The sequence below is a fragment of the Streptomyces gossypii genome (genome assembly GCF_025165795.1).
Classification (GTDB): domain Bacteria; phylum Actinomycetota; class Actinomycetes; order Streptomycetales; family Streptomycetaceae; genus Streptomyces; species Streptomyces gossypii.
Window position 1 is genome coordinate 102,183 of sequence record NZ_JAJAGO010000020.1, and the last position, 24,658, is coordinate 126,840.

17 protein-coding genes are annotated in these 24,658 nt (G+C 72.9%); 12 read left to right on the forward strand and 5 right to left on the reverse strand.

Going from position 1 to position 24,658, the window contains the following annotated elements; genetic code table 11:
* Window positions 1-29 precede the first annotated feature (29 nt).
* Window positions 30-2,777, forward strand: a complete 2,748-nt coding sequence (gene polA / locus LHJ74_RS31705) for a DNA polymerase I (RefSeq protein WP_260221738.1) — start codon at window positions 30-32, stop codon at window positions 2,775-2,777.
* Between the two features lie 184 nt (window positions 2,778-2,961).
* Window positions 2,962-4,644, forward strand: coding sequence for a lytic transglycosylase domain-containing protein (locus LHJ74_RS31710; protein WP_311203374.1), 1,683 nt, complete (start codon window positions 2,962-2,964; stop codon window positions 4,642-4,644).
* 89 nt (window positions 4,645-4,733) lie between these two features.
* Here LHJ74_RS31710 and hrpB read toward each other — a convergent pair whose 3' ends face one another.
* Entirely contained in the window at window positions 4,734-7,328 is a 2,595-nt protein-coding gene (hrpB, locus tag LHJ74_RS31715) for an ATP-dependent helicase HrpB (protein ID WP_260221740.1), read from the reverse strand.
* Between the two features lie 62 nt (window positions 7,329-7,390).
* Window positions 7,391-8,212, reverse strand: coding sequence for a class I SAM-dependent methyltransferase (locus LHJ74_RS31720; RefSeq protein ID WP_260221741.1), 822 nt, complete (start codon window positions 8,210-8,212; stop codon window positions 7,391-7,393).
* Between the two features lie 415 nt (window positions 8,213-8,627).
* Between LHJ74_RS31720 and rpsA the strand changes: the two genes are divergently transcribed.
* The 7 genes from rpsA to LHJ74_RS31755 all read left to right on the forward strand — a co-directional run bounded on the left by rpsA (window position 8,628) and on the right by LHJ74_RS31755 (window position 16,964).
* Window positions 8,628-10,172 (forward strand): 30S ribosomal protein S1, encoded by a 1,545-nt coding sequence (gene rpsA / locus LHJ74_RS31725; protein ID WP_260221742.1) that lies wholly within the window; start codon window positions 8,628-8,630, stop codon window positions 10,170-10,172.
* 150 nt (window positions 10,173-10,322) lie between these two features.
* Window positions 10,323-10,844 carry a tetratricopeptide repeat protein gene (locus LHJ74_RS31730; protein WP_260221772.1) on the forward strand — a complete coding sequence of 174 codons (522 nt, stop codon included), beginning with the start codon at window positions 10,323-10,325 and terminating at the stop codon, window positions 10,842-10,844.
* 72 nt (window positions 10,845-10,916) lie between these two features.
* Window positions 10,917-11,873 (forward strand): PAC2 family protein, encoded by a 957-nt coding sequence (locus LHJ74_RS31735; protein WP_260221743.1) that lies wholly within the window; start codon window positions 10,917-10,919, stop codon window positions 11,871-11,873.
* A gap of 213 nt (window positions 11,874-12,086) precedes the next feature.
* A complete protein-coding gene (locus LHJ74_RS31740; protein ID WP_260221744.1) occupies window positions 12,087-14,975 on the forward strand; it encodes an MXAN_6230/SCO0854 family RING domain-containing protein in 2,889 nt (962 codons plus the stop codon).
* Between the two features lie 38 nt (window positions 14,976-15,013).
* Window positions 15,014-15,613, forward strand: coding sequence for a dephospho-CoA kinase (gene coaE / locus LHJ74_RS31745; RefSeq protein WP_260221745.1), 600 nt, complete (start codon window positions 15,014-15,016; stop codon window positions 15,611-15,613).
* A gap of 146 nt (window positions 15,614-15,759) precedes the next feature.
* The gene (locus LHJ74_RS31750) at window positions 15,760-16,122 is read left to right on the forward strand and encodes a tetratricopeptide repeat protein (RefSeq protein ID WP_260221746.1); all 363 of its coding nucleotides are present in this window, start codon (window positions 15,760-15,762) and stop codon (window positions 16,120-16,122) included.
* 152 nt (window positions 16,123-16,274) lie between these two features.
* The gene (locus LHJ74_RS31755; RefSeq protein ID WP_260221747.1) at window positions 16,275-16,964 is read left to right on the forward strand and encodes a S1 family peptidase; all 690 of its coding nucleotides are present in this window, start codon (window positions 16,275-16,277) and stop codon (window positions 16,962-16,964) included.
* Window positions 16,965-17,159: 195 nt separating this feature from the next.
* Here the strand turns inward: LHJ74_RS31755 and LHJ74_RS31760 are convergent, their stop codons facing one another.
* Window positions 17,160-17,624, reverse strand: coding sequence for a cupin domain-containing protein (locus tag LHJ74_RS31760; protein ID WP_260221748.1), 465 nt, complete (start codon window positions 17,622-17,624; stop codon window positions 17,160-17,162).
* Between the two features lie 144 nt (window positions 17,625-17,768).
* Between LHJ74_RS31760 and LHJ74_RS31765 the strand changes: the two genes are divergently transcribed.
* The gene (locus tag LHJ74_RS31765) at window positions 17,769-18,803 is read left to right on the forward strand and encodes an Acg family FMN-binding oxidoreductase (RefSeq protein WP_260221749.1); all 1,035 of its coding nucleotides are present in this window, start codon (window positions 17,769-17,771) and stop codon (window positions 18,801-18,803) included.
* A 35-nt stretch (window positions 18,804-18,838) separates the two neighbouring features.
* Here the strand turns inward: LHJ74_RS31765 and LHJ74_RS31770 are convergent, their stop codons facing one another.
* Together LHJ74_RS31770 and LHJ74_RS31775 are read right to left on the reverse strand one after the other, a co-directional pair.
* Window positions 18,839-19,618: a class I SAM-dependent methyltransferase gene (locus LHJ74_RS31770; RefSeq protein ID WP_260221750.1), complete on the reverse strand. Its 780-nt coding sequence runs from the start codon at window positions 19,616-19,618 to the stop codon at window positions 18,839-18,841.
* 32 nt (window positions 19,619-19,650) lie between these two features.
* On the reverse strand, window positions 19,651-20,142 hold the full coding sequence (locus LHJ74_RS31775) for a MarR family winged helix-turn-helix transcriptional regulator (RefSeq protein WP_260221751.1): 492 nt from the start codon (window positions 20,140-20,142) through the stop codon (window positions 19,651-19,653).
* Between the two features lie 166 nt (window positions 20,143-20,308).
* On the opposite strand from LHJ74_RS31775, the gene LHJ74_RS31780 reads away from it, so the two are divergent.
* Both LHJ74_RS31780 and LHJ74_RS31785 read left to right on the forward strand, forming a co-directional pair.
* On the forward strand, window positions 20,309-23,158 hold the full coding sequence (locus LHJ74_RS31780; protein WP_260221752.1) for an SCO1167/SCO6262 family helicase: 2,850 nt from the start codon (window positions 20,309-20,311) through the stop codon (window positions 23,156-23,158).
* Complete coding sequence (locus LHJ74_RS31785; protein ID WP_260221753.1) at window positions 23,155-24,639, forward strand: SWIM zinc finger family protein; 1,485 nt, start codon at window positions 23,155-23,157, stop codon at window positions 24,637-24,639. The genes LHJ74_RS31780 and LHJ74_RS31785 overlap by 4 nt, the downstream gene beginning before the upstream one ends.
* The last annotated feature ends 19 nt before the right edge of the window (window positions 24,640-24,658 follow it).

A 24,658-nucleotide genomic window follows, 5' to 3' on the forward strand; every position in this document is an offset into this window, starting at 1 on the left:
TTGTCAGTGGTCCATGGGAGTATTCCAGCGTGGCAAAGACAGCATCGAAAGACACCGCTCCGCGCCTGCTCCTCATGGACGGGCACTCCCTCGCCTACCGTGCGTTCTTCGCACTGCCCCCGGAGAATTTCTCCACCACGACCGGGCAGCCGACGAACGCGATCTACGGCTTCACCTCGATGCTGTCGAACACCTTGCGTGATGAGGCACCTACGCACTTCGCGGTCGCCTTCGACGTCTCCCGCAAGACCTGGCGATCCGAGGAGTTCCCCGAGTACAAGGCGAACCGCACAAAGACTCCGGACGAGTTCAGGAGTCAGGTGGAGCTGATCGGCGAGCTGCTGGACACCATGCGGGTGAAGCGTTTCGCCGTGGAGGGCTTCGAGGCGGACGACGTCATCGCGACCTTGACCACCCGGGCGGAGGCCGAGGGCTTCAAGGTCTCGATCGTCACCGGAGACCGCGACTGCTTCCAGCTGATCACGGACAACGTCACCGTGCTGTACCCGACGAAGGGCGTCTCGGAGCTCACCCGCTTCACCCCGGAAAAGGTGCAGGAGAAGTACGGCCTGTCGCCGCAGCAGTATCCGGATTTCGCCGCGCTGCGCGGCGATCCGTCCGACAACCTGCCCGGCATCCCCGGCGTGGGCGAGAAGACGGCCACCAAGTGGATCAGCCAGTTCGGCTCCTTCGCCGAGCTGGCCGACCGCGCCGAGGAGGTGAAGGGCAAGGTCGGGCAGAGCCTCCGTGACCACCTGGACGCCGTCCGGCTCAACCGGCGGCTGACCGAGATGGTCCGCGACGTCGAGCTGTCCGAGGGGCCTGCCGACCTGATGCGGGCGCCGTACGACCGGGAGGCCCTGGGCGTCATGCTGGACGCCCTCGAATTCCGCCACCAGAACTTCCGCGACCGGCTGTTCGGCGTCGACCCGGGCACCGAGGCCGAGGAGGCCACGCCCGCCCCTGCCGCGGGCATCCAGGTCGAGGGAGTCATGGCGGGCAGCGGCGAGCTGGCCGGCTGGCTGGCGGAGCACGGCGCGGCCGGGCCGCTGGGCCTGGCCGTCGTCGGTGCGTGGAAGCTCGGCACCGGCAGCGTCAGCGAGGTCGCGCTCGCCGCCGCGGGCGGTCCCGCCGTCTGGTTCGACCCCGCCCAGCTGGACGAGGCGGACGACCGCGCCTTCGCCGCCTGGCTCGCCGACGCCGACCGGCCCAAGGTGCTGCACGACTCGAAGGCCGTCTTCCGGGTCTTCCCGGAGCAGGGCTGGCAGGTCCGCGGCGTCCACATGGACACCGCCCTCGCCTCCTATCTCGTCAAGCCCGGCCGCCGCTCCTTCGCGCTGGACGACCTCTCCGTGGAGTATCTGGGCCGCGAGCTGGCCCCGGCGGTCGCCGAGGGCGACGGCCAGCTTGCCTTCGGCACCGGCGAAGAGGCCGGCGGGCCGGTGGAAGGCCAGGTGGAGGGCCAGGCCGAAGCGGACGCCCTGATGGGCAACGCCCGCGCCATCCTCGACCTCGGCGCCGAACTGGAAGGCAGGCTGGAGGAGGTCGGCGCGGCCGCCCTGCTGCGCGACCTGGAGCTGCCCACCTCAGAGATGCTCGCCCGGCTGGAGCGGGCCGGTATCGCCGCCGACCGCGAGTGGCTGGCGGGCCTGGAGCGGCAGTTCGCGGACGCCGCACGGCAGGCCGTCACCGAGGCGCACGCCGCGGTGGGCCACGAGTTCAACCTCGGCTCGCCCAAGCAGCTCCAGGAGGTGCTCTTCGGCGAGCTGGGCCTGCCGCGTACGAAGAAGACGAAGACGGGCTACACCACGGACGCGGACGCGCTGGCCTGGCTGGCGGGGCAGACGGAGCACGAGCTGCCGGTGCTGATGCTGCGCCACCGCGAGCAGCAGAAGCTGCGCACCACCGTGGAGGGGCTGATCAAGACGATCGCGGCCGACGGCCGCATTCACACCACCTTCCACCAGACGGTCGCCGCCACCGGCCGGCTCTCCTCGACCGACCCGAATCTGCAGAACATCCCCGTCCGCACCGACGAGGGCCGGGCCATCCGCCGGGGGTTCCGCGTCGGGGAGGGGTATGAATCCCTGCTGACCGCCGACTACAGCCAGATCGAACTCCGGGTCATGGCGCACCTGTCCGATGACGAAGGACTGCTGGAAGCGCTCACCTCCGGCGAGGACCTCCATGACACGGTCGCCTCCCAGGTGTTCGGGGTGGAGCGGAAAGCGGTCGATCCGGAGATGCGGCGGAAGATCAAGGCGATGTCCTACGGGCTTGCCTACGGCCTCTCCGCCTTCGGCCTCTCCCAGCAGCTTTCGGTCGCCCCCGACGAGGCACGCAGGCTGATGGACAACTACTTCGAGCGGTTCGGCGGAGTGCGCGAGTATCTGCACCGGGTGGTGGCGGAGGCCCGTGCCGTCGGCTACACCGAGACGATCATGGGTCGGCGCCGCTACCTCCCCGACCTGACAAGCGACAACCGGCAGCGGCGTGAAATGGCCGAGCGGATGGCGCTGAACGCACCGATCCAGGGCACCGCGGCCGACATCGTGAAGGTGGCGATGCTGCGGGTCGCCGAGGCACTCGACGAGGAGAAGCTGGCCAGCCGGATGCTGCTCCAGGTGCACGACGAAATCGTCCTGGAGGTGGCGCCGGGGGAGCGCACACAGGTCGAGGAGCTGGTGCGCGACCGGATGGCCCACGCGGTCGAACTGCGCGCTCCCCTGGACGTGTCGGTGGGCTCCGGCACGGACTGGGAGTCGGCGGCACACTGACCGGCATTGACAACGGCTTCTGAGGCATAGAGTCGCTGGGTCCGCTGACTTGGGGCCAGGGGTGCCGTAGGGTCAGCACGTGTTGGGTCGCAGGGAGAGGGCGGTCGGATCCATGACGCGATACCGCGGAAGGCACGCGGCAGCGAAGTTCACCGACTTCGGGGGCACGAGACTGCGAAGAAGTGTGAGCACCGCCGCTGTCGCGGCGGCGGCGATGGCCGCGCTCACCGCCTCCCAGGCGCCGGGACTGCAATCCGCCCAGGCAGGCGGGGACGGCGACAGCGGGCAGCCCGACCTCCCCCCGGAGGGGTCACCGGGCGACGACTCCTACCACACGGAGCTGCCGCCGCTGGAGTCACCGGAGCCGGGCGACAAGGACTCCGACGGCGAGAGCCCCAACGGATCCGGCATCCCGGCCACGGTGCTCGCCGCGTACAAGAAGGCCGAGGCGTCGGTCGCCGGGTCCGACCCCGGCTGCGCCCTGCCCTGGGAGTTGCTGGCGGCGATCGGCAAGGTCGAGTCCGGGCAGGCCCGCGGTGGCGCTGTGGACGACGACGGCACCACCCTCAAGCCGATACTGGGCCCGGTACTCAACGGCGGCGACTTCGCCGAGATCACCGACACCGACAGCGGTGTCTACGACGGCGACGCCACCTACGACCGTGCCGTAGGGCCCATGCAGTTCATACCCTCCACCTGGGCGAGCTGGGGCGCCGACGGCAACGGCGACGGCCGCCAGGACCCGAACAACATCTACGACGCGGCGCTCGCCGCCGGTGAGTACCTGTGCGCGGGCGAGCGGGACTTGTCGGTGAAGGCCGACCTGGACCGCGCGGTCCTCAGCTACAACCAGTCACGGGAGTACCTGCGGACGGTCCTCAGCTGGCTGGAGCACTACCGCGAGGGCGTGCAAGAGGTACCGGACGGAGAGGGCACGCTGCCCACCTCGCCCGGCCCCGGCGGCCGGGACGACGGCCGCAGCGGTGACGGGCGTGACAGCAACGACAACGGGCCCTCGCGCAAGCCTTCGAGCTCGTCTGACGACAAGCCCAGCACGCCCAGCGATCCCGGCGGCAACACGCCGACATCGCCGCCGAGTACTCCGCCGCCCACCACTCCGCCGCCCACCACTCCGCCTCCGACAACGCCGCCGCCCACCACTCCGGCGCCCCCCGCCAAGCTGGAGCGCGTCAGCTCCACCGAGGTGACGGCGACGGCGGGCGGCGAGTTCACCGAGCGACTGCGGGTGCGCACGGTGGACTCCCGCGGAAACGCGGTGGACGACGTGCGGGTGCAGTACAAGATCGTCGACAACACCACCGACGCCCGCTTCTCCGGCGGCGCCACCACGGTCACCGTCACCACGGGCAACAACGGCACCGCCACGGCGCCGAGGCTGCGTGCCGGTGAGCGGACCGGCGCGTTCGTCGTCCGCGCCAGCGTCGTCGGCCGCAACGTACCGGCCACCGACTTCACCGCCACCGTGAAGCCCAGGCCCGCCCCGGAGGCGGACGAGCTGGCCCGTACCTCGGACACGGCGCTGGAGACCGTCGCCGGGGGCGTGTTCGCCGCTGGCGCCGTCGAAATCCAGGCCACCTACCGGGACAAGGCGGCGGCGGGGGTGCCGCTGACCGCGACGATGGTCACCGAGGACGGCACGGCTGCCGAGACCGGCCCGTACTTCGACGGCGCGGACGGCAAGCCGCTGCGTTCCCTCGCCGACCTGGAGACGGATGCCGACGGGGTGCTGCGGCTCCCCAAGATCAAGACGGACGAGGCACACGACGGGCCGTACTACGTCAAGATCGCCACCGGCAACGGCGTGTCGGTCACGGTCAAGCTGACGGTCAAGCAGCCGGAAAAGTAGGCACACCCTCGCGCTTCCGTTGCGGCGCGCCGCCCTCCCGGGATCCGGGGCCGCGCGCCGCAACGGTCGCACTGTCCAAACGGCAGGCCCTAGCCGCGCCGGGCCTTCAGCCTGCGGGTCGGCTCTGCCGTCGCCGGGTCCTCCGGCCACGGATGGCGCGGGTAGCGCCCGCGCAGCTCCGCCCGCACCGAGCGGTAGCCCTCCCGCCAGAAGGACGCCAGGTCCGCGGTGACCGCAGCCGGCCGCCCGGCCGGGGACAGCAGATGAACGAGCAGCGGTACCCGGCCGTCCGCGATCCGCGGGCTCTCGCTCCAGCCGAACAGCTCCTGCAACTTCACCGCCAGCACCGGCTGCTCGCCCGCGTAGTCCACCCGCACCCGCGAGCCGGACGGCACCGTGACGCGCTCCGGGGCCAGTTCACCGAGCCGCGCCGCCTCCCCGCCCGCCCATGGCAGCAGCCCGCGCAGCAACTGCCCCGCGTCGATTCCCGCGAGGCGGGCCCGGGACCGCGCCCGCCCGAGCACGTCGCCCACGTGGGCGAGCAGCGCCTCGTCGGACATCTCGGGCCATGGCTCGCCCAGCTCGCGCCGGAGGAAGGCCAGCCGCCGGCGGAGCGCGACGGCGTCCTCGGACCAGTGCAGCAGCTCCAGCCCCTCGCGCCGCAACCCGTCGAGTACGGCCGCCCGCACCTGGTCGGCGTCGGGCGACCGCAGCGGCTTCGACCGCAGTTCGACGGCGCCCAGACACTCCACCTCACGGGCCACGACCTCACCGCGTGCCGTGTCCCAGCGCACCTCGGCACGCACCTCGTGCAGCGCACCGGCCGCCGCGTGTGCCGTCTCCTCGTCCACGGCGGCTGCCAGCCGTATCCGCGCCGACGGCGCGCCCGCCGGGCGGTCCGCGACCGCCACGGCCAGCCATCCGGCCTCCCGCAGTGTCGAGCCCTCCGGGAGTTCCGCCCGGGTGCCTGACACCATCAGAGCGGACCGTCCGGAGCGTGCCCGCGCCACCCGCTCCGGGTACGCCAGCGCGGCCACGGTGCCCGCGACCAGGACCTCGTCCGGCTGTCGGGCGGGTTTCGTGCCCGTCCCCGCGCCTCCACCCCCGCCGAGTGCCGCCCGCAGCCGCCGTACCTCCGCGCGCCAGCGGGCCGCGTACGCGTCGCCGCCCCGGCGCGCCGCCCGCAGCGCCTCCGCGAGGTCGTCGCCATAGTCCCTCGGCGGCTCCTCGCTCAGCAGCGCGACCGCCTCCGCCGCCGGTGCCGCGCCGACCAGCGCGGCGCCGTCCAGCAGCGCCCGTGCCAGCCTCGGGTGCACACCCATGCCCGCCATCCGGGTGCCACGCCCGGTCACCCGTCCCGTGGCGTCCAGCGCGCCGACTGCACGCAGCGTCTCGCGGGCCGCCGCCAGCGCGCCGGCCGGTGGCGGGTCGAGCAGGGCCAGTCCGCTCGCGTCGGCTTCACCCCAGCAGGCGGTCCGCAGCGCGAAGGCCGTCAGGTCGGCGACCGCGATCTCCGGCGAGGGGAAGCGCGGCCGGGAGGCATCCTCGCTCTCGGCCCAGCAGCGGAAGACCGTGCCCGGAGCTTCGCGCCCCGCTCGCCCGAGCCGCTGTGTGGCAGCCGCCCGGGATACCCGTACCGTCGCCAGCGAGCCGAGCCCGCGCGCGTGGTCGGTGCGCGGCTCCCGGGCGAGGCCCGAGTCGACGACGATCCGCACACCGGGCACCGTCAGACTCGACTCGGCAACCGAGGTCGCGAGGATCACGCGGCGACGGGAGAGGGCGCCCGCGTCCGTCCCTCGCAGCACCGTTTCCTGGACCGCCGCAGGGGCCCGGCCGTGCAGCTGCAACACCTCAGCGCCCGAGCCGCCCAGCAGCCCCGCCACCCTGGCGATCTCGCCGACGCCGGGCAGGAAGCACAGCACGTCCCCCTCCGGCACGGTTCTCAGCGCCTCCCGCACCGTCGCCGCCACATGCCGCAGCAGCGCCGCGTCCACCCAGGTGCCATGGGACGGGCGGACGCCGGACGGGGGCGCGGCGTAGCGGACGGCCACCGGGTGGCTCGCGCCGCCACCCCGTACGACGGGTGCCGCGTCCGCGTCCGCCGTGGCTCCGGACGCCAGCAGGCGGGCCCACGCCTCGCTGTCCTGGGTCGCCGACGCGGCGATGATCCGCAGATCGGGCCGCAGCGTGGCGCGTACGTCCAGCAGGAAGGCGAGTGCGGTATCGGCGTCGAGATGCCGCTCGTGGCACTCGTCCAGCAGCACCACGTCGACGCCGGTCAGCTCCTGATCGCGCTGGAGCCGCTGGAGCAGGACGCCGGTGGTGACCACCTCGACGCGGGTACGCGGCCCCGTCACCCGCTCACCGCGCACGGTGAAACCGACACTCGCCCCCGGCTCCTCGCCGAGCAGCCAGGCCATCCGCCGGGCTGCGGAACGCGCGGCCATCCGGCGCGGCTCGGCGACCAGCACCCGGTGCACGGGCGGCGGCGTCCCGGCGGCCGCGGCCGCCGGGGAATCTCCACTGCCGCCGAGCAGGCCCGCCAGCTCCAGGGGAACGAGTGTGGTCTTGCCGGTGCCCGGCGGAGCGCAGAGCACGGCGACGCCCTGCGCGTCGAGTGCCGCGCGCAGCGCGGGTACGGCCGCCGCTACGGGCAGCCGGCTGAGGTCCTCGGTACGCAGCACCCGCCCAGTCTCCTGCACTCGGGCAACCCGCCGCTCCGGCAGCCCGTCATCCCGCCAGCCCGTCAGTCGCGCGCGCAGACGAAGATCGCGGTGCCCGGCACCAGGTGCCCCCGCAGCGGGGACCAGCTGCCCCACTCCTGCCGGTTCCAGGCGGGCCACTCCGGCTCGACCAGGTCCGTCAGCCGCAGACCGGCGGACACCACGTCCCGCACACGGTCACCCATCGTCCGGTGGTGCTCCACATACACGGCGCGCCCGGACGCGTCCTGTTCCACGTACGGGGTCCGGTCGAAGTAGGAGCCGGACACGGTCAGGCCCTCGGGGCCCGGTTCGTCCGGGAAGGCCCAGCGGATCGGATGGGTGACGGAGAAGACCAGCCGCCCGCCCGGGCGCAGCACCCGGTGCGCCTCGCGCAGTACCCGCACCGGCTCGGCGACGAAGGGCAGGGCGCCGAACGCCGAGCAGGCCAGGTCGAACGAGGCGTCCGCGAAGGGCAGTGCCGCCGCGTCGGCCTCCACCAGCGGCACCGCGGTCTCGCCGGGTGAGGTGCCGATGCGCCGCGCGTGCTGGAGCTGGCGGTGCGAGAGGTCGAGCGCGACGGGGTGCGCGCCCTGTGCGGCCAGCCAGCGGGAGCACTGCGCCGCGCCCGCACCGATCTCCAGTACGGCACTCCCGCGCAGCGCCGATGCGGGGCCGAGCAGTCCGGCCTCGGCCTCGTCCAGGCCTTCCGGACCCCAGACGAAGCGGCTGTCGCCGAGGAAGGCGCCGTGCTCTTGCTGGTAGTCGTCGGCGTTCCGGTCCCACCAGGCGCGGTTGGCCCTGCTGCTCTCCGGGCCCCCCGCGTCGCGGCGGGTGGCCTCCGGCTCGTCGTCGTCCTTGATCATGATGCGCCCTGGATCATGGTGCCCGTCGTCGTGGTCGGGAAGCGGAGGGGTCGCTGCGAATTCTGCCGGACTCGTGAAAGCGGCTGGTCGGCGGCTACCGGATCGTCGGTGGCGGTATCGAGGAGGACGCGCAATCCGCCGCTCGTGTGGTCCGAGCGGCGAATTCTGCCGGGATTGGGGGGTTGTGTCCAAGGTGTGCTTGTTCGCGCATTGACCGTGCCCTGCTGCCCCCGTATGCTACAAGTTGCGCTGCGGGCCTGCGCGCCTCAGACATAGCAGGTCGCGCTCGCATCAGTTGTTGGTCTCCTCGGGTTTCTGCCTTGATTGGCATCCGGCTGGCTTGCAGGGGTGCGATAGCGGGTTCTCGGCGTAGCAGCACCTACGACTCACCGTCCGTACCGGAGCCCTTTTCCACATGACGAGCAGCACCGAGACCATCGCGACCACTCCGCAGGTTGCGGTAAACGACATCGGTTCCGAGGAAGCCTTCCTCGCCGCGATCGACGAGACGATCAAGTACTTCAACGACGGCGACATCGTCGACGGCGTCATCGTGAAGGTCGACAGGGACGAGGTCCTGCTCGACATCGGCTATAAAACCGAGGGTGTCATCCCCTCTCGGGAGCTGTCGATCAAGCACGACGTCGACCCCAACGAGGTCGTCGCCGTCGGTGACGAGATCGAGGCCCTTGTTCTCCAGAAGGAGGACAAGGAAGGCCGCCTGATTCTCTCGAAGAAGCGTGCCCAGTACGAGCGAGCCTGGGGCACGATCGAGAAGATCAAGGAAGAGGACGGCATCGTCACCGGTACCGTCATCGAGGTCGTCAAGGGTGGTCTCATCCTCGACATCGGCCTCCGTGGCTTCCTCCCGGCCTCCCTGGTCGAGATGCGCCGCGTTCGCGACCTTCAGCCCTACGTGGGCAAGGAGCTCGAGGCCAAGATCATCGAGCTGGACAAGAACCGCAACAACGTGGTCCTGTCCCGCCGTGCATGGCTGGAGCAGACCCAGAGCGAGGTCCGCCAGACCTTCCTCACCACCCTCCAGAAGGGCCAGGTGCGCTCCGGCGTCGTCTCCTCCATCGTCAACTTCGGTGCCTTCGTGGACCTGGGTGGCGTGGACGGCCTGGTGCACGTCTCCGAGCTTTCCTGGAAGCACATCGACCACCCCTCCGAGGTCGTCGAGGTCGGCCAGGAGGTCACGGTCGAGGTCCTGGACGTCGACATGGACCGCGAGCGCGTGTCCCTGTCGCTCAAGGCGACCCAGGAAGACCCGTGGCAGCAGTTCGCCCGCACGCACCAGATCGGCCAGGTCGTGCCCGGCAAGGTCACCAAGCTGGTGCCGTTCGGCGCGTTCGTCCGGGTCGACGAGGGCATCGAGGGCCTGGTCCACATCTCCGAGCTGGCCGAGCGCCACGTGGAGATCCCGGAGCAGGTCGTCCAGGTCAACGACGAGATCTTCGTCAAGGTCATCGACATCGACCTCGAGCGCCGTCGCATCAGCCTCTCGCTGAAGCAGGCCAACGAGGCGTTCGGTGCCGACCCGACAGCCGTCGAGTTCGACCCGACGCTGTACGGCATGGCCGCGTCCTACGACGACCAGGGCAACTACATCTACCCCGAGGGCTTCGACCCCGAGGCCAACGACTGGCTCGAGGGGTACGAGAAGCAGCGCGAGGAGTGGGAGCACCAGTACGCCGAGGCGCAGCAGCGCTTCGAGCAGCACCAGGCGCAGGTGGTCAAGTCCCGCGAGGCCGACGAGCAGGCGGCGGCCGAAGGCACCACGCCGGGCGGTGCCGCGGCACCGCAGGGCGGCGGCGGTGGCGGCGGTCAGACCAGCAGCAGTGGCGGCGGCGGTGGCGGCGGCTCGTACTCCTCGGAGTCGTCGGACGACTCCGGTGCGCTGGCCTCGGACGAAGCGCTGGCGGCGCTCCGCGAGAAGCTGGCCGGAGGTCAGAGCTGACCACGTCAGTGCTGACCACGCGCCGCTGAGGCGGCACGCGGTCGAGTGATCGACACGAGAGGCCCGTACCCCTTGGGGTGCGGGCCTCTTATGCTGCTCCGGCCCCGCCGGGACAGCGCCGGAAGAAGAGGGGTGCCGGTCCGCCCGGTGCTGTGCGAGGCTGTTGCGGTGGACGTAGCAGACTGGGAACAGCGCACCGCCGACGCCTGGGCGTCCCTCGACCAGCACGGCGAGGCCGAGTTCCGTGCGCTCATCGAGGGGCTCGCCGCCGAGCTCCCACCGGACAGCGCGATCGCGGCCTTCGAGCGGGCCAGCGCGTTCGACTCGACCGGCCATTCGGACCGCGCGGTGCCGCTGTACCGGCAGGCGCTCTGGACGGGGCTGACGGGAGAGCGCCGCCGCCGCGCGGTGATCCAGCTCTCCAGCTCGCTGCGGAACACCGGTCAGGCCGAGGAGAGCGTCACCCTGCTGAGGGCCGAGCTGGCAGCCGGGTCCGACGCTCTGGACGACGCGGTACGGGCGACGCTCGCGCTGGCCCTCACCGAGATCGGTGAGGAGCGGGAGGCCGTCTCGGTCGCACTCACCGCACTCGCGCCGCACCTGCCCCGTTACCAGCGCTCGATGGCCAACTACGCGCGCCTGCTGGTGGAATCGTCCCCCGGCCCGGAGTAGCCCGACAGGCTCACACACCGGGAATGCCGGTGGCGGTTCGTGCGTTGGCCCAGAGGTAACGAAGGAGCTGACGTGCTGGAACCGAAGGGTTTGTACGAGTGGGAGCCCGCCGGGCTTCGTGCTGTGGACGGGATCATCAGCGGTGACGACAGCGCCGGGCTGGTGATGCTCTACCACTTCGAGGGCTTCATGGACGCCGGGGAGACGGGCTCCCAGATCGTGGAGCGAGTGCTGGACAACCAGCCCTATCTCACCGTGGCCCGGTTCGATGTCGACAGGCTCATCGACTACCGTGCCCGCCGCCCCGCGATGACCTTCCGGCGCAGCCAGTGGGTGTCCTACGAGACGCCTACGCTGGAGCTGCGGCTCGTGCGGGACGCCACGGGTGCTCCCTTCCTGCTGCTGTCCGGCCCCGAGCCGGACGTGGAGTGGGAGCGTTTCACCGCGGCCGTCCGCGAGATAGTGGAGCGTACGGGCGTCCGGTTGGCCGTCACCTTCCACGGCATTCCGATGGGGGTGCCGCACACCCGCCCGGTCGGGCTGACTCCGCACGGCAGCCGTATCGATCTGGTGCCCGGCCATCAGGCCCTCTTCGACGAGGCGCAGGTGCCGGGGAGTGCCGCCGCCCTGGCGGAGCTGCGGCTCGCCGAGTCCGGCCACGATGTGCTGGGGATCGCCGCACATGTGCCGCATTACGTCGCCCGCTCCACCTACCCGGACGCGGCGCTCGTCGTTCTGGAGTCGATCACCTCCGCGACGGGACTGGTGCTGCCGGAGATCGCGCACGGGCTGCGCGGCGAGGCGCTCAAGACGCAGAACGAGATCGAGCGGCAGCTGGCCGAGGGCGACGAGGAGCTGGTGTCGGTGGTGCGCGGCCTGGAGCAGCAGTACGACGCCGTGGCCGGCGCCGAGACCAGAGGCAATCTGGTGGCCGAGCCGGTGGAGTTGCCGTCCGCGGAGGAACTGGGCGCGGTCTTCGAGCGCTTCCTCGCCGACCGCGAGTCCGAGGGCGGCTCAGGGGAGCACTGACCGAGACGGCCTGCCCGGGAAATCCGGGTGCGGACTCCGCCCCCGTGCTGCAGAGTTGGGTCTGCGCGGGGGCGGCTCCGTGGTGTGCTTCCTTCTCTTCTTCTCTTAAAAGAATCCGTAGCGCACCTGCTCTCCGCCCTCGCGCTCACACTTGGCCGGGATCACCCGCATCACGGGATCACCGGCATCGCACGGGGATGAGGGGACATCGGCATGACCGCCGAGGACGTGGAGAAGGTGCTGTTCCGCCGCCGCCAGAGCGTCTTCCTCGAACCAGCGCCCGCCCGGCCGCCGTACTCCCGCACCCCCGGCAGCAGCCGTACCGCCGACGGGCTGACCGCCCTCGACGCGGAGCTGGCCGCCCGCGGCCACCTGCTGACCGCCGCACTGCGCCAGGCACTCGGCGCCCTCCCGGCCGCAGATCTGGCGCACCGGGGGCGGCAGCTGCTCGCCGACATCGACGCGCTCCTCGGCGCCGACCGTACCCATACCCCGCTCTTCCGGCACTTCCCGGACGGTGTGCCCCGCGAGGACGCGCACAGCCTCTACACCTCCCGCATCCGTGCCCACCTCGCCGCCCAGCCCCATCAGCCCTGCATGGCCTGCGGACTGCCGGGCCCCGGCGTCGCCCCGGTGCGCGGCTGCGGCCACCTGGCCTGCCGCCGCTGCTGGGAGGCCGCGCCGTGGGCATGCTGCGAGGAGTGCTGCGAGTGGAGCGGCTGCCCGGTGTGCGAGGAGCGCTTCCGCACCGACGGCCCGTGCTCGCCGTGGTCCCCGCTGCCCGCCGCACGCGCCCACCACCAGCCCGCTGAGGCTGCCGAGGTCGCCGACCCGGTGCTGCGCGTGCTCCGTCTCGCCCCCTCGCGCGAGGAGGCTTCCCGGCAGGAGCTTGCCGTGCTCCTCGCCCGCCGCACGCCGCTGAGCCCGCAGGATCACGACGACCTGTATCTGCTGCTCGCCCATGTGGGCACCGAGGGCGGCCTGGAGTGGCTGCCGGAAGAGATCCCGCTCCGCGAGAGCAAGGCGCTGGCGCTGGACGTCCTGCTCGCCCGGCCCGAAGACTTCGCCGTGCGGGCGGAGGCGCTGCGGGCCCGGCTCGACACGGCGACGGACATCCTGCGGCTGCTGTGCGTGCGCTCCGGCGGCGACCCCGACCTGCTCAGCCCGCCCCCGCGCGCGGCTCCCCTGCCGCGCCCGCTGCGCCGGCTGCTGCTGGAGATCCTCGACGGGCTGCGCTTCGCCGCCCTCGCCGAGGACCTCGCCCGCCATCCGGAGCAGTGGAAGCGCGCCGCCGAGCGACTGCACCCCTTCGAGTACGCGGCCCGCTTCCCGCGCGCCGCGCTGGCCTTCGCCGCCCTGCGCGGCACGGACGCGACCTCCGGTGACGCGCTGAGTGAGCTGCTGATGGCGGAGGCCGCGCACCATCCGGAGCAGATCCGGCTCGCCGGGGACCAGCTGCGCCTGACGACCTGGGCGAGCCGGGTGGAGAGCGCGCTCGCGGCGTACGACGTCGATGCGGCGGCCCGCCTGCTGGCCGCCCGTCCCGGCGAACTGCTGCGCAGGCTCAGCCATCTGCTGGACCGTGCCGCGGCGTCGGGCGGTGAGCTGCCGGAGGCGGTGACCGAGGCGCTGGCCCGCGCACTGCCGTCGGTCGCGCCCGGTCCGCTGCTCGGCGCGCTGGGTGTGCTGCGCGCCCGCACCGCACACGGCGGTGCGGCCCGGGGAGCTGGAGCCCGTGTCGGAGGGCGGGCGAAGCAGGACGCCGCGGCGCCGCGCCGGGTCTTCTTCCCGCGCGCCAGCCTCACCCGTGCGCACGCCGTGCCCGAGCGCCGCCTGCCGCTGCCCGCGAAGTCCACGGACGCCGTCTGCGCGCTCATCGAGGCCGAGATCCTGGACCGGCTGACCGGCCCCGGCGCCAGCTTCGGCTCCCTGCCCGGCGCCGTCGCCGCTCCCGCCACCGGCGACCGGCGGGAGTATGACGCGGCGGTGCTGGACGCGGGGCTCGCCGACCTGCCCGTGCCCGCCGCCGAGCGCGGCGTCTCCGCCTCACTGGTGGCTATCCCGCGCGGCAGCACGCTGCCGATGCCGGGCGGCGGCGCACGCGTGCGGCTCTTCCTGCACTGGACGCAGCCCAGGGCCACCCGGGTGGACCTCGATCTGTCCGTGGCGATGTACGACGCCCAGTGGCGTTTCGTCGGGCTGTGCGATTACACAAGGCTGGAGTACGCGGGCGGCGCCGCAGTCCACTCCGGCGACTACACCTCCGCGCCCCCGCCGCACGGAGCCACCGAGTACGTGGATCTCGACCTGCCCGGGCTGGCGCGGGCGGGCGTGCGTCACCTGGTCACCGTGGTGCTCTCCTACAACGACGTGCCGTTCGAGGAACTGCCGGACGCCTTCTCGGGCTTCATGAAGGTCGGTGAGGAGCACGACGGGAAGCACCGGCACGGCCCGTCGGGGCAGCCGCCGCGCCGTACGGCCCGCCGGGTGCGTACGGAGAGTGCGGGCGCTCCCGCACGGTACGACGTGCGTACGGTGCGGCAGCGCTTCGATCTCCTCGGGGACGCGAAGATCTGCGTTCCGATGGTGATCGACCTGGCCACCCGCCAGGCACTGTGGACGGACGTCACGCTGGAGAGCGACGGCACCCACCACGACGTCTGGCGCTACCGCAACCGGCTGGCGCGGCTGGGCCATGACCTGACCGACGCGTTCGGCGGGGGCGCCCGGGTCACCCTGTGGGACGTGGCCTGCTGGCACGCCGCAGCCCGCACCCGGGCCGGCGCACCCGTGCTCGTCCGGTCCGAGGGCAAGCTGCTCAGCTACCGGCGCGGCATGGGGGAGTCGGCGTACGCCTTCGCCGTCCGCCTGCGTGAGGGCCTGTCCCCGGACGGCATGCCGTCGAGCGTGCAGCCGCTGCTCGCCGATGCCGGGCATGTCTTCGGAGCCCTCGTGCACGCCGATCTGACCGGACTGCCGCCTGCGGCGACCGGCACCGTCTACCGCTTGTACCCGGGTACCTCGGACGCCTCGGCGCTTGACCGGGTCACGCCGGGCGACCTGGTCGCCGGGCTGGCGCCACGTCAGGAAGTGCCTGCCTGACGCCGCCCGGGCAGGCGGCACCGTATAGCGTGGCGGCCATGACCAGGGTGAAGGTCGGGCTGACCGGCGGCATCGGTGCGGGGAAGAGCGAGGTGTCGCGGCTGTTCGCCGAGTGCGGGGCGGTGATCGTCGACGCCGACCGCATCGCACGGGAGGTCGTCGCACCGGGTACGGAGGGTCTGCGCGCGATCGTCGCCGAGTTCGGTGAGGAGATCCTCGCCCGCGACGGCACCCTGGACCGGGCGAGGCTGGGCTCGTTGGTCTTCTCCGACACCGAACGGCTGGCCGCACTCAACGCCTTGGTGCACCCGCTGGTGGCGCGGCGGTCGGCGGAGCTGGAACAGGCGGCCGACCGCGATGCGGTGGTCGTCCACGACGTGCCGCTGTTGGTGGAGAACGGCCTCGCGCCGCTGTACGACCGGGTGGTGGTCGTCGACGCCTCGCCCGCCACCCAGCTGGACCGGCTGACCCGGCTGCGCGGCATGTCGGAGTCCGAGGCGCGCTCCCGGATGGCCGCGCAGGCTGATCGCGCGGAGCGGCTGGCCGTGGCCGATGTGGTGATCGACAACGACGGCCCGCTGGAGGCGCTGGAGCCGCAGGTCCGCGAGGTGTGGGAGGAGCTGCGCGGCGGGAAGTGACGGTCCGGACCAGCCCCTGCCCCGCCCTGCTGCCCCGCCCTGCTGCCCCGCCCTGCTGCCCCGCCCGCCCCGCGTGCGCCCCGCGGAATACCCCGTCGCCCGTGGGTGTTAGCGGCCTCGTAACGACCAGGCGAGGAGGCAAAACCGTGTCTGAGCCCACTCCAGCCACCTATGTCATCGGCTTCCGGGCCGCCGAGCACCTCCTTGAGGCGCGCGATCCGCGCGGCGCCCTCAAGCTGCTGGACCCAGTGGTCGCCGAGTACCCCGAGAACACGGCGGCACGGCTGCTGCGCGCCCGCGCCTTCTTCCTGGGGGCCCAACTGCGCTCGGCCGAGAGCGAGTTCCAGACCGTCCTGGAGCGGGAACCAGACAACGCCTTCGCCCACTTCGCGCTGGGCCGCACCCTCCAGCGTGCCGATCGCGGCGACGAGGCCCGTCGTCACTTCCGGCTGGCCGCCGCGCTGGACCCACGTCCCGACTTCGTCGAGGCTGCCGGCTTCGGCGACTGAGCCGCGACGGCGACCGCTGAGTTTCTCCCCCTCTCCCCTCTCCTCCCGGGCATCTCCGATATGGCGCGCGGAAGACTACCCTCGTGCGCCACCGCCGCCCACAATGCGGGAGCCCAACGGAAACCGTGTACCGGAGACCCCGGGAGGAAACCGTGAGACTCAGACGCATCGTGCCCGCCGTGATCGCGGCGGTGGTGGCGGCCCTGACCTTGACCGCCGCACCCGCCGCCACGGCGGCAGCTCCAGCATCGTCCGCCTCGGCCTTCGCCATCCGCGGCGGTGACCCCCTCTACAGCGACACCGGGGCCGTCTGCACCGTGGGCTTCAACGCCCGGGGCGGGAGCGAGTACTACGGCATCATGGCCGGCCACTGCGCGCTCGGCAGCCAGACCTGGTACGCGGACCCGGCCCGTACGGTGGTGGTGGGTGTCACCAGGCGCGTCTCCTTCCCAGGGGGCGACCACGCGCTGATCAGATACACCAACTCCGAAATCTCCTATCCGGGTGAGGTCAGCATCGGCGGCGGCCAGGTACGTGACATCACCGGCGCCGCCAATCCCCTCGTCGGCCAGAGCGTCTGCCAGGTGACCCGCACGACGGGCATGCACTGCGGGACGGTCACCTCGCTCAACGCCACCGTCAGATACCCCGAGGGCGTGGTGTACGGACTGATCCGCACCAACCTCTGCTCCGAACCGGGCGCGAGCGGAGCGCCGTTGATCTCCGGAAACACGGCACTGGCAGTGGGCTCCGCAGCCTCCGGGAACTGCAGCACCGGCGGGACGACGTTCCACCAGCCCGTCGTCGAGGTGCTCTCCGCGTACGGGCTCACCATCTACTGACCAGTGCGGACAGGCCCTGAGGCGCCGCCGTCCGCACGTTCGTCCGCCGGGGGCACCGCCCAGCCCTCGCTCCAAAGTCCGCTCCGGCCGCCCCCGGTACGGGCGGCGGCCGGGGGAGGGTATGGCCCCCGCCGTGCCCGTGGCCGGGCCGGGAGTCCGGCCACGGCCGGCTCCCGGTGCGCTCCGGTCCCGCGTTCAATCGCAGCCCGGATCCTCCGCATCGACCGTGTCGGGACTGCCCGCCGGGGTGAAGTACGTCGTGTAGAGCACTACCGGTTCGGCGCCCAGGTTCCGGCCGAGGTGTGTGTGGTCGGCCCCCACCGGTTCGAGCACGGTGTCTCCGGGCCCGGAGACCTCCACCGAGCAGTCGGCGAGCGTACGGGTCAGGGTGCCGGCCTCGACGACCGCCAGCAGGCGGCCGGGATGGTAGTGCCAGCCGGTGGAGCCGCCGGGTTCGATGACGATCTTCCGATAGGTGACCTGGGCGTCCCCTCGGATCTTGATCTCCACCCCCTCCTCCGCCCGGCCCTTCGCGAGGGTCTCCGAGGAGACCGCGCCACCCGGCGTCGCCATCGCCGAGGGCGCCACGGCGATCCCCGCCGCACACGCCACCGTCATCGCCGCCCGCCGTAACCGTCTCCAGCGCAGAGAAGCAAACATGCGCACACGGTAGCGCCGGTTGTACGCAGTGAACATCTGCGGTGCAGCGCGATCTTCGACCGCGGTTCGGCCCTGACGACCTGATCCACTGGCTATCGCGCTCAAGGCCGTTACCGTGGATTCAGGTACGAAGGGAGGCCGCCCATGCCCGCGCAGCCGCTCGACGCCGACACCGTGCTGGGCCTTGTCGCCGAGGCCATCGCCGCGCCGTCCCTGCACAACGCGCAGCCGTGGAGGTTCCGCTTCCTCCCCGGCAGTCAGACGTTCGAGCTGCGGGCCGACCTTCTCCGGACCCTGGAGCGCACGGACCCGGACAACCGGGCGATGCACCTGGGCTGCGGCGCGGCGCTCTTCAACCTCCGCGTCGCCGCCGCGCACGCGGGCCGGCATCCGCAGGCACGGCTGCTGCCCCATGCCGTTGCGGCTGCCGCTGCTGACCCCGGCGACGAACTGGAGACACCCCTGCTCGCCACGCTGCGGCTGTCCGAGCTCAGCGGCCCCGACGACCGCGAGCTCGCGGCGCTCCACCCGGCCATCGCGCGCCGCCGTACGAGCCGCGAGCCGTTCGAGGAGCGGGAGATTCCGGCCGAGCTGCGTACCGCCCTCGCCGACGCCGCTCGCCGCGAAGGGGCGCAGCTGGCCCTGCTCACACCCTGGCACACGGAGGCCCTGCTGGACTTGGTGCGCGACGCCGAGGGCCGCGAGGCACGGGACCCGGAGCGTGCGGCGGAACTGGCCCGCTGGACCCGTTCCGGCGACAGCGACCTGGACCCGCCGTTCGCCGACGAGGGCATCCCCTCCTATGCCTTCGGCCCGCGCAAGCACGGTGGCCACGCACCCGTGCGGGACTTCGCGGGCCGCCGCCGACCGGTGCCCGGGCGGGCGGCGGCCGTCTTCGAGGAGCGGCCGCAACTCGCGCTGCTGGGCACCCAGGAGGACCGTCCGCAGGACTGGCTGCGGGCGGGCCAGGCGCTGGAACGCGTCCTGCTGCTGGCCACCGGTCATGGCCTGGCCACCGCACTCAGCTCACAGGCAATGGAATCGGCCGACCTGCGACGCCTCGCACGCGATCCGCAGTCGCCCATGGCCCGGGTCCAGATGGTGCTGCGCCTGGGCTACGGCCCCTCAGGCCCCGCGACCCCGCGCCGCCCCGCCCGCGACGTCCTCGACTTCGACTGACGCCGACCTGCTCGCGTGCTCACGTGCTCACGTGCTCATGCGCTGCCCCGTACGGCGTGGAGGACGTGGAGGCCACGGGCGCCGGGGGCGCTGCGCCGCACGGTCAGTCCCGCTGACCGGCACTGCCCCTCCAGCCAGTCCGTGCCGAGACGCAGCTTCGGGTAGCTCCCCGCGTGCATCTCCCAGCCGTTGCCGGAGCGGAGGTGCACCAGGTCGTGGACCGTGACGGTCTCCTCGTCGGCGTACTCGAGAAAGCAGGTGATCAGCTTGTTCTCGGTGCTGCGCACGGGCAGGAAGCGGTCGGTGCCCTCCAGCGGCCGGGTGAGGTCGCGATAGGTGATCACCAGATTCCCGCCGGGGGCCAGCGCGGTCGCCGCGTCTTCCAGCACCGCCGTCACATCGGAGCGGGCCGGGAGATGGGTGAGGGTGTCGCCCATGCAGACGACCGCGTCCACGGTGCCGGGCTCGGTGAGCTGCGGCAGCGCGGTACGGAGGTCGGCGTGGACCGTTCGTACGGCTGCGGTGGCGGCCGGGTCGCCGTTGGTGTGGGCGGTCAGTTCCTCCAGCAGGGCCGCGTTCGTGTCGACGGCCAGGACACGGGTGAAGCCGAGTGCGGTCAGGGCGAGCGTCTGGGTGCCCGGGCCGCAGCCGAGGTCGACGGCGGTGGCCTCCGTGCCGTTCGGGCTGACGGGGATGACGCCGAGATCGCGGAGCAGGCGGGCCTGCTGCGTCGCGGAGCCGGGGATGTCGTCGCCGAGCATCCAGGAGAAGTGTTCGGCGAGCAGCAGGTCGTAGTGGTCGACGGCGTTGGTCACGAGGGCTCCTTGCGTCAGAGGCGACAGTCGGTTCAGTGGATGGAGGACGATTCCCCGTCGCGCACCCAGGCGGCGAGGTCGGCCAGATGGACGTTGCCGCGCGCGGCGTGCAACTGTGCGCCGAGCGCGGCCCGGTAGGTGGGGGCGGCCTCGTCGTACCGCTGCCGGCCCGCCTCGGTGAGGGCGGCGGTGACCGCCCGGCCGTCGCCGCCGCCCTGCAGCCGCTCGGCGAGGTCCTGAGCCTCCAGCCGGGCGATCAGCCGGGTGACGGTGCTGTCTTTGAGGCCGATGCGGTCGGCCAGTTCGCCCATGCGCATGGCGGCCCCCGCCTCGGCCCGGCTGAGTGCGCACAGCGCGCGGTATTCCGACAGGGGCAGTCCGTGGCGGCGTTGCAGTCGCACGTCCAACTCCCGTTCGATACGGCCCAGCAGGCGCACCGCCGTGCACCACCGGTCGTCCTCGTCGTCGCCGGCGGATCCGGCCACGGGGTGCTTCGTGGTCCGGTTCGCAGTGCGTTCACTCATGCCACGAGACTATCTGCTTGCACAAGCAAGTTCCTCCCCGGGGGGCGCCTCCGAGCCGTAGACTCGACGGAGGTGCAGGCCGGGGTCGCAGCAGGCCTCGTGGCCGGCGGTGTGACGGAACGGCTTCAAGGAGTGCTGGCAGAAGGTGGTGGGGACGGAGTCGCCCGTGGGTGAGGCCCTCGCGGGCTGCGCGGCGGTGTTCCTGCCCGCCGACCCTCCGCGCGAAGGACAGATCGCCTTCTGGCGCCCGGACGGCGGCCCCCTGCCAGAGACGATCGAAGCCCCGGAGGAGCTGACCGTCACCAGGCGGCACGGCAGTGGCGCCCGTCGGCGCACGGTGCCCGCCGTGCGGATGTCCGTCACCGACGCCCTGCCGCTGCTGACCCGTGCCCGTCACGCGACCGCCGCCCATCCCGCCGCCGCCTGCTGGGGGGCCGCCGCCCTGCACGCGCTGCACCTGATCGCGCGCGGACGGCTGCTCCCGGGCCTGACCGGCGGCGCCGTCGATGCCTGGCGCGCCGGGCCCCTCGACACCGAGGACCTCGCGCAGCTCCGGGCGATCGCCGCCGCCATGCCCGCCGAGGCGCACGCCGTACCGCTGCCCGGCAACGGCCCCTTGCGCCTCGCCGCGCCCGAGGCCCTGCTGCGGGCCTTCCTCGACGCGATCGCCGACGCCCTGCCCCGTACGCCCGCCGCAGCCGCCGCCGTGGGGCCCGCCTTCGCGAGCCGGGCGGCGACGCGGCTGCCCGGTGCGCACGACTGGGCCGCCGAGGTCGCGGCCGGGGCGGACGCCGGTGTACGGGTCTCGCTGCGCCTCGACCTGTCCGCGCGGGACCTCTTCGATCAGCCGTCCGGCGTGGAGCGCGGCGTCGGAGAGGTCACCACGGCGGCGGCCCTCGTGCAGGTGCACAGCCTGGCCGACCCCACCGTCGTCGCCGACGCCGCCGAGCTGTGGGCCGGTGAGCCGCACGCCACCGCCACCGCCACAGCAGCCGCCACCACCCATTTCGGACCGCGCGCCCGGATCGACACGCTGCTGGTGCTGCGCCGCGCCGCCCGCGTCTGGTCCCCGCTCGCCCGCCTGCTGGAACGCCCCGTCCCGGACGTGCTGTCGCTCACCGACGAGGAGCTGTACGAACTGCTCGGCCGGGCGGCACACACGCTCGCCGAGGCGGGCGTCACCGTCCACTGGCCCCGGCGCCTCGCCCGTGAGCTGACCGCCACCGCCGTGCTGAACAGCCCCGCATCGCCGGGCTCCGCCGCCGACGGACACGGCTTCTTCGAGGAGGCCGGACTCCTCGCCTTCCGCTGGCAGCTGGCCCTCGGCGGTGAGCCGCTCACCGAGACCGAGATGGACGCGCTGGCCGAGGCACACCGCCCGGTGGTGCGGCTGCGCGACGAGTGGGTGCTCGTCGATCCCGCGCTCGTACGCAAGGCGCGCAAACGCGACCTGGGGCTGCTGGACCCGGTGGACGCGCTGGCCGTGGCGCTGACCGGCGAGACCGAGGTGGACGGCGAACGCGTCGAGGCAGTGCCGGTCGGCAGGCTCGCCTCGCTCCGTGACCGGCTGACCGCCGAGCTGCCGCCCGCCGCCCCGCCCGAAGGACTGCGGGCGACGCTGCGCGACTACCAGCTGCGCGGTCTGGCCTGGCTGGACCTGATGACCTCCCTCGGGCTCGGCGGCTGCCTCGCCGACGACATGGGTCTCGGCAAGACCGTCACACTCATCGCCCTCCACCTGCACCGGGACCACCCGTCGCCGACCCTCGTCGTCTGCCCGGCCTCCCTGCTGGGCAACTGGGAGCGCGAGATCGCACGCTTTGCCCCGGGCGTGCCGGTGCGCCGCTTCCACGGCTCGGGCCGCAGCCTGGACGAGCCTGGCGGCTTCGTGCTCACCACCTACGCCACCATGCGCGGCAGCGCCGCCGAACTGGCCGCCCACCACTGGGGGATGGTCGTCGCCGACGAGGCCCAGCACGTCAAGAACCCGCACTCCGCGACGGCAAGGGCCCTGCGCACCCTCGAGGCACCCGCCCGCGTCGCCCTCACCGGCACTCCGATGGAGAACAACCTCTCCGAACTGTGGGCCCTGCTCGACTGGACCACCCCCGGGCTTCTCGGCCCGCTGAAGACCTTCCGCGCCCGGCACGCCCGTGCCGTCGAGGGCGGCAGCGGCCCGCTGCGCGACACCGAGGCGACCGAGCGGCTGTCCCGTCTGGTGAGCCCCTTCCTGCTGCGGCGCAGGAAGTCCGACCCCGGCATCGCCCCGGAGTTGCCGCCCAAGACCGAGACCGACCACCCGGTGCCGCTCGGCCGTGAACAGGCCGCACTATACGAGGCCGCCGTACGGGAGACCCTGGCGCGGATCGAGACGGCCGAGGGCATCGCCCGGCGCGGCCTGGTGATGAAGCTGCTGACCACGCTCAAGCAGATCTGCAACCACCCGGCGCAGTATCTGCGTGAGGCGGCACCCGGTCTGAGCGCGCGCTCCGGGAAGCTCGAACTCCTCGACGAACTGCTCGACACGATCCTCGCCGAGGGGGCGTCCGTGCTGGTGTTCACCCAGTACGTGCAGATGGCTCGGCTCATCGAGCGGCATCTGGCCGGTCGCGGCATCCCCTCCCAACTGCTGCACGGCGGCACACCCGTGGCGCGGCGCGAGGAGATGGTCGACCACTTCCAGTCCGGTGCCGCCCCCGTCTTCCTGCTTTCGCTGAAGGCGGCGGGCACCGGCCTCAACCTCACCCGCGCCTCCCACGTGATCCACTACGACCGCTGGTGGAACCCGGCAGTCGAGGACCAGGCAACCGACCGCGCCTACCGCATCGGCCAGACCCAGCCCGTACAGGTGCACCGGCTGGTCACCGAAGGCACGGTGGAGGACCGGATCGCCCAGCTGCTCGCCGCCAAAAGGGAACTGGCGGACGCGGTGCTGAGCGGCGGCGGCGAGACCGCGCTCACCGAGCTGAGCGACGCGGAACTGGCGGACCTCGTCTCCCTGCGGCGGCCCTCGTGAACGCGCGCGCGGGCGCGGGGCGTACGGGTGGCGCCGGGCGTACGCGCGGTGCGGCGCGGGCCGCCGTCGACCACCCTCGCTCCCGCACCCTCCCGCCGTTGCCGCCCCGCCCCGGCAGGGGAGGCGGCGCTTTCGCCGAGTCCTGGTGGGGCGGGGCCTGGGTGCGGGCGCTGGAGGAGTCCGCCCTCGACCCCGGCCGCCTCTCGCGCGGCCGTACCTACGCCCGGGCCGGGCATGTCGCCGCGATCACCGTCACCCCCGGGCGCATCACGGCCGCCGTCCACGGCAGCCGCCCCCGTCCGTACCGCACCGGCATCCGCCTGCGCGAACTCTCCGACCAGGAGTGGGACGCCTTCCTGGGTGCCGTGGCCGCCCAACCCGCCCACATCGCCGCCCTGCTGGACAACGACATGCCGCGGACCCTCGCCGAGGCGGCGGAGACCGCGGGCGTTCGTCTGCTGCCCGCGCAGGGCGAACTCGTACCGCACTGCTCCTGTCCCGACCACGGAGAGCCCTGCAAGCACGCCGCTGCGCTCTGCTACCAGGCGGCCCGCTTCCTGGACGCCGACCCCTTCGTGCTGCTGCTCCTGCGCGGCCGGGGCGAGACTGAGCTGCTGGACGAACTGCGCCGCCGCAACACCCTGCTGGCGGCGGCCCGTTCCGGCAGCATGCCGGGCGAACCGGGCCCGGACGGGGACCGGCAGGAAGGCGCGCGCTCCGACCCGCTGGGCCGCCTGCCCGGGATCAGTGCCCGGGACGCCCTCGCCACCACGGTCCGCCCGCCACTGCCCGCTCCGCTGCCACTCCCGGTGGCTCCGGGCGGGCCGCCACTGCTGCCCGAGGCGTCCGGCGCGCCCACCGGCGGCGCCCCCGACCGGGAGGCCCCGGACAAGGACATACCCGACCCGGACGCCCTCGACTTCCTGGCCACCGACACGGCCGCCCGCGCCCACGCCTGCCTCCTGGGCCTCACCGCTGCCAGCGCCACCACCGCCAGCGCCGCCACCACCGCCGCCACAGCCGGCTCCGCGCCGGACGCCTTCCCGCAGTTGACCGCCTGGCACGACGCCGTACGCCTGGCGGCCACCCACCCGCACCTCACCGGCCGCCGCACCTTCTCCCCGCTCTTCGCCCACCTCGCGGAACGGACGGGCAGCACCACCACCAGGCTTGCGCGCGCCGCCGCCGCGTGGCGCCAGGGCGGTGAGGCGGGCCTGGCCGTACTCGAAGAGGAATGGGACCCGCCCGCCGGTGACTTCGACCGTGCGCGCGGCGCCCTGGCCGCCGCCGAGTTCCCCCGCATGTCCATCAGCCGCAACCGCCTCACCGCCGCCGGCGTCCAGCTCCGCTTCGGGCGGGACGGCCGCTGGTACCCCTACCGGGGTGACCCGGGCAGCGATGACTGGTGGCCGGAGGGCCGGTCGGCCGCCGACCCGGTCGACGCGCTGAGTGATCTTCACCGGTCGGCACTTCGGCCATGATCGAAACGAGAGACCCTAG

Excerpts from the sequence above, each read along its gene's own strand:
- rpsA (WP_260221742.1), top strand. The coding sequence starts at position 8,628 with ATGACGAGCAGCACCGAGACCATCGCGACCACTCCGCAGGTTGCGGTA.
- LHJ74_RS31775 (WP_260221751.1), bottom strand. The coding sequence starts at position 20,142 with ATGAGTGAACGCACTGCGAACCGGACCACGAAGCACCCCGTGGCCGGA.
- LHJ74_RS31765 (WP_260221749.1), top strand. The coding sequence starts at position 17,769 with ATGCCCGCGCAGCCGCTCGACGCCGACACCGTGCTGGGCCTTGTCGCC.
- LHJ74_RS31760 (WP_260221748.1), bottom strand. The coding sequence starts at position 17,624 with ATGTTTGCTTCTCTGCGCTGGAGACGGTTACGGCGGGCGGCGATGACG.
- LHJ74_RS31740 (WP_260221744.1), top strand. The coding sequence starts at position 12,087 with ATGACCGCCGAGGACGTGGAGAAGGTGCTGTTCCGCCGCCGCCAGAGC.
- LHJ74_RS31720 (WP_260221741.1), bottom strand. The coding sequence starts at position 8,212 with ATGATCAAGGACGACGACGAGCCGGAGGCCACCCGCCGCGACGCGGGG.
- coaE (WP_260221745.1), top strand. The coding sequence starts at position 15,014 with ATGACCAGGGTGAAGGTCGGGCTGACCGGCGGCATCGGTGCGGGGAAG.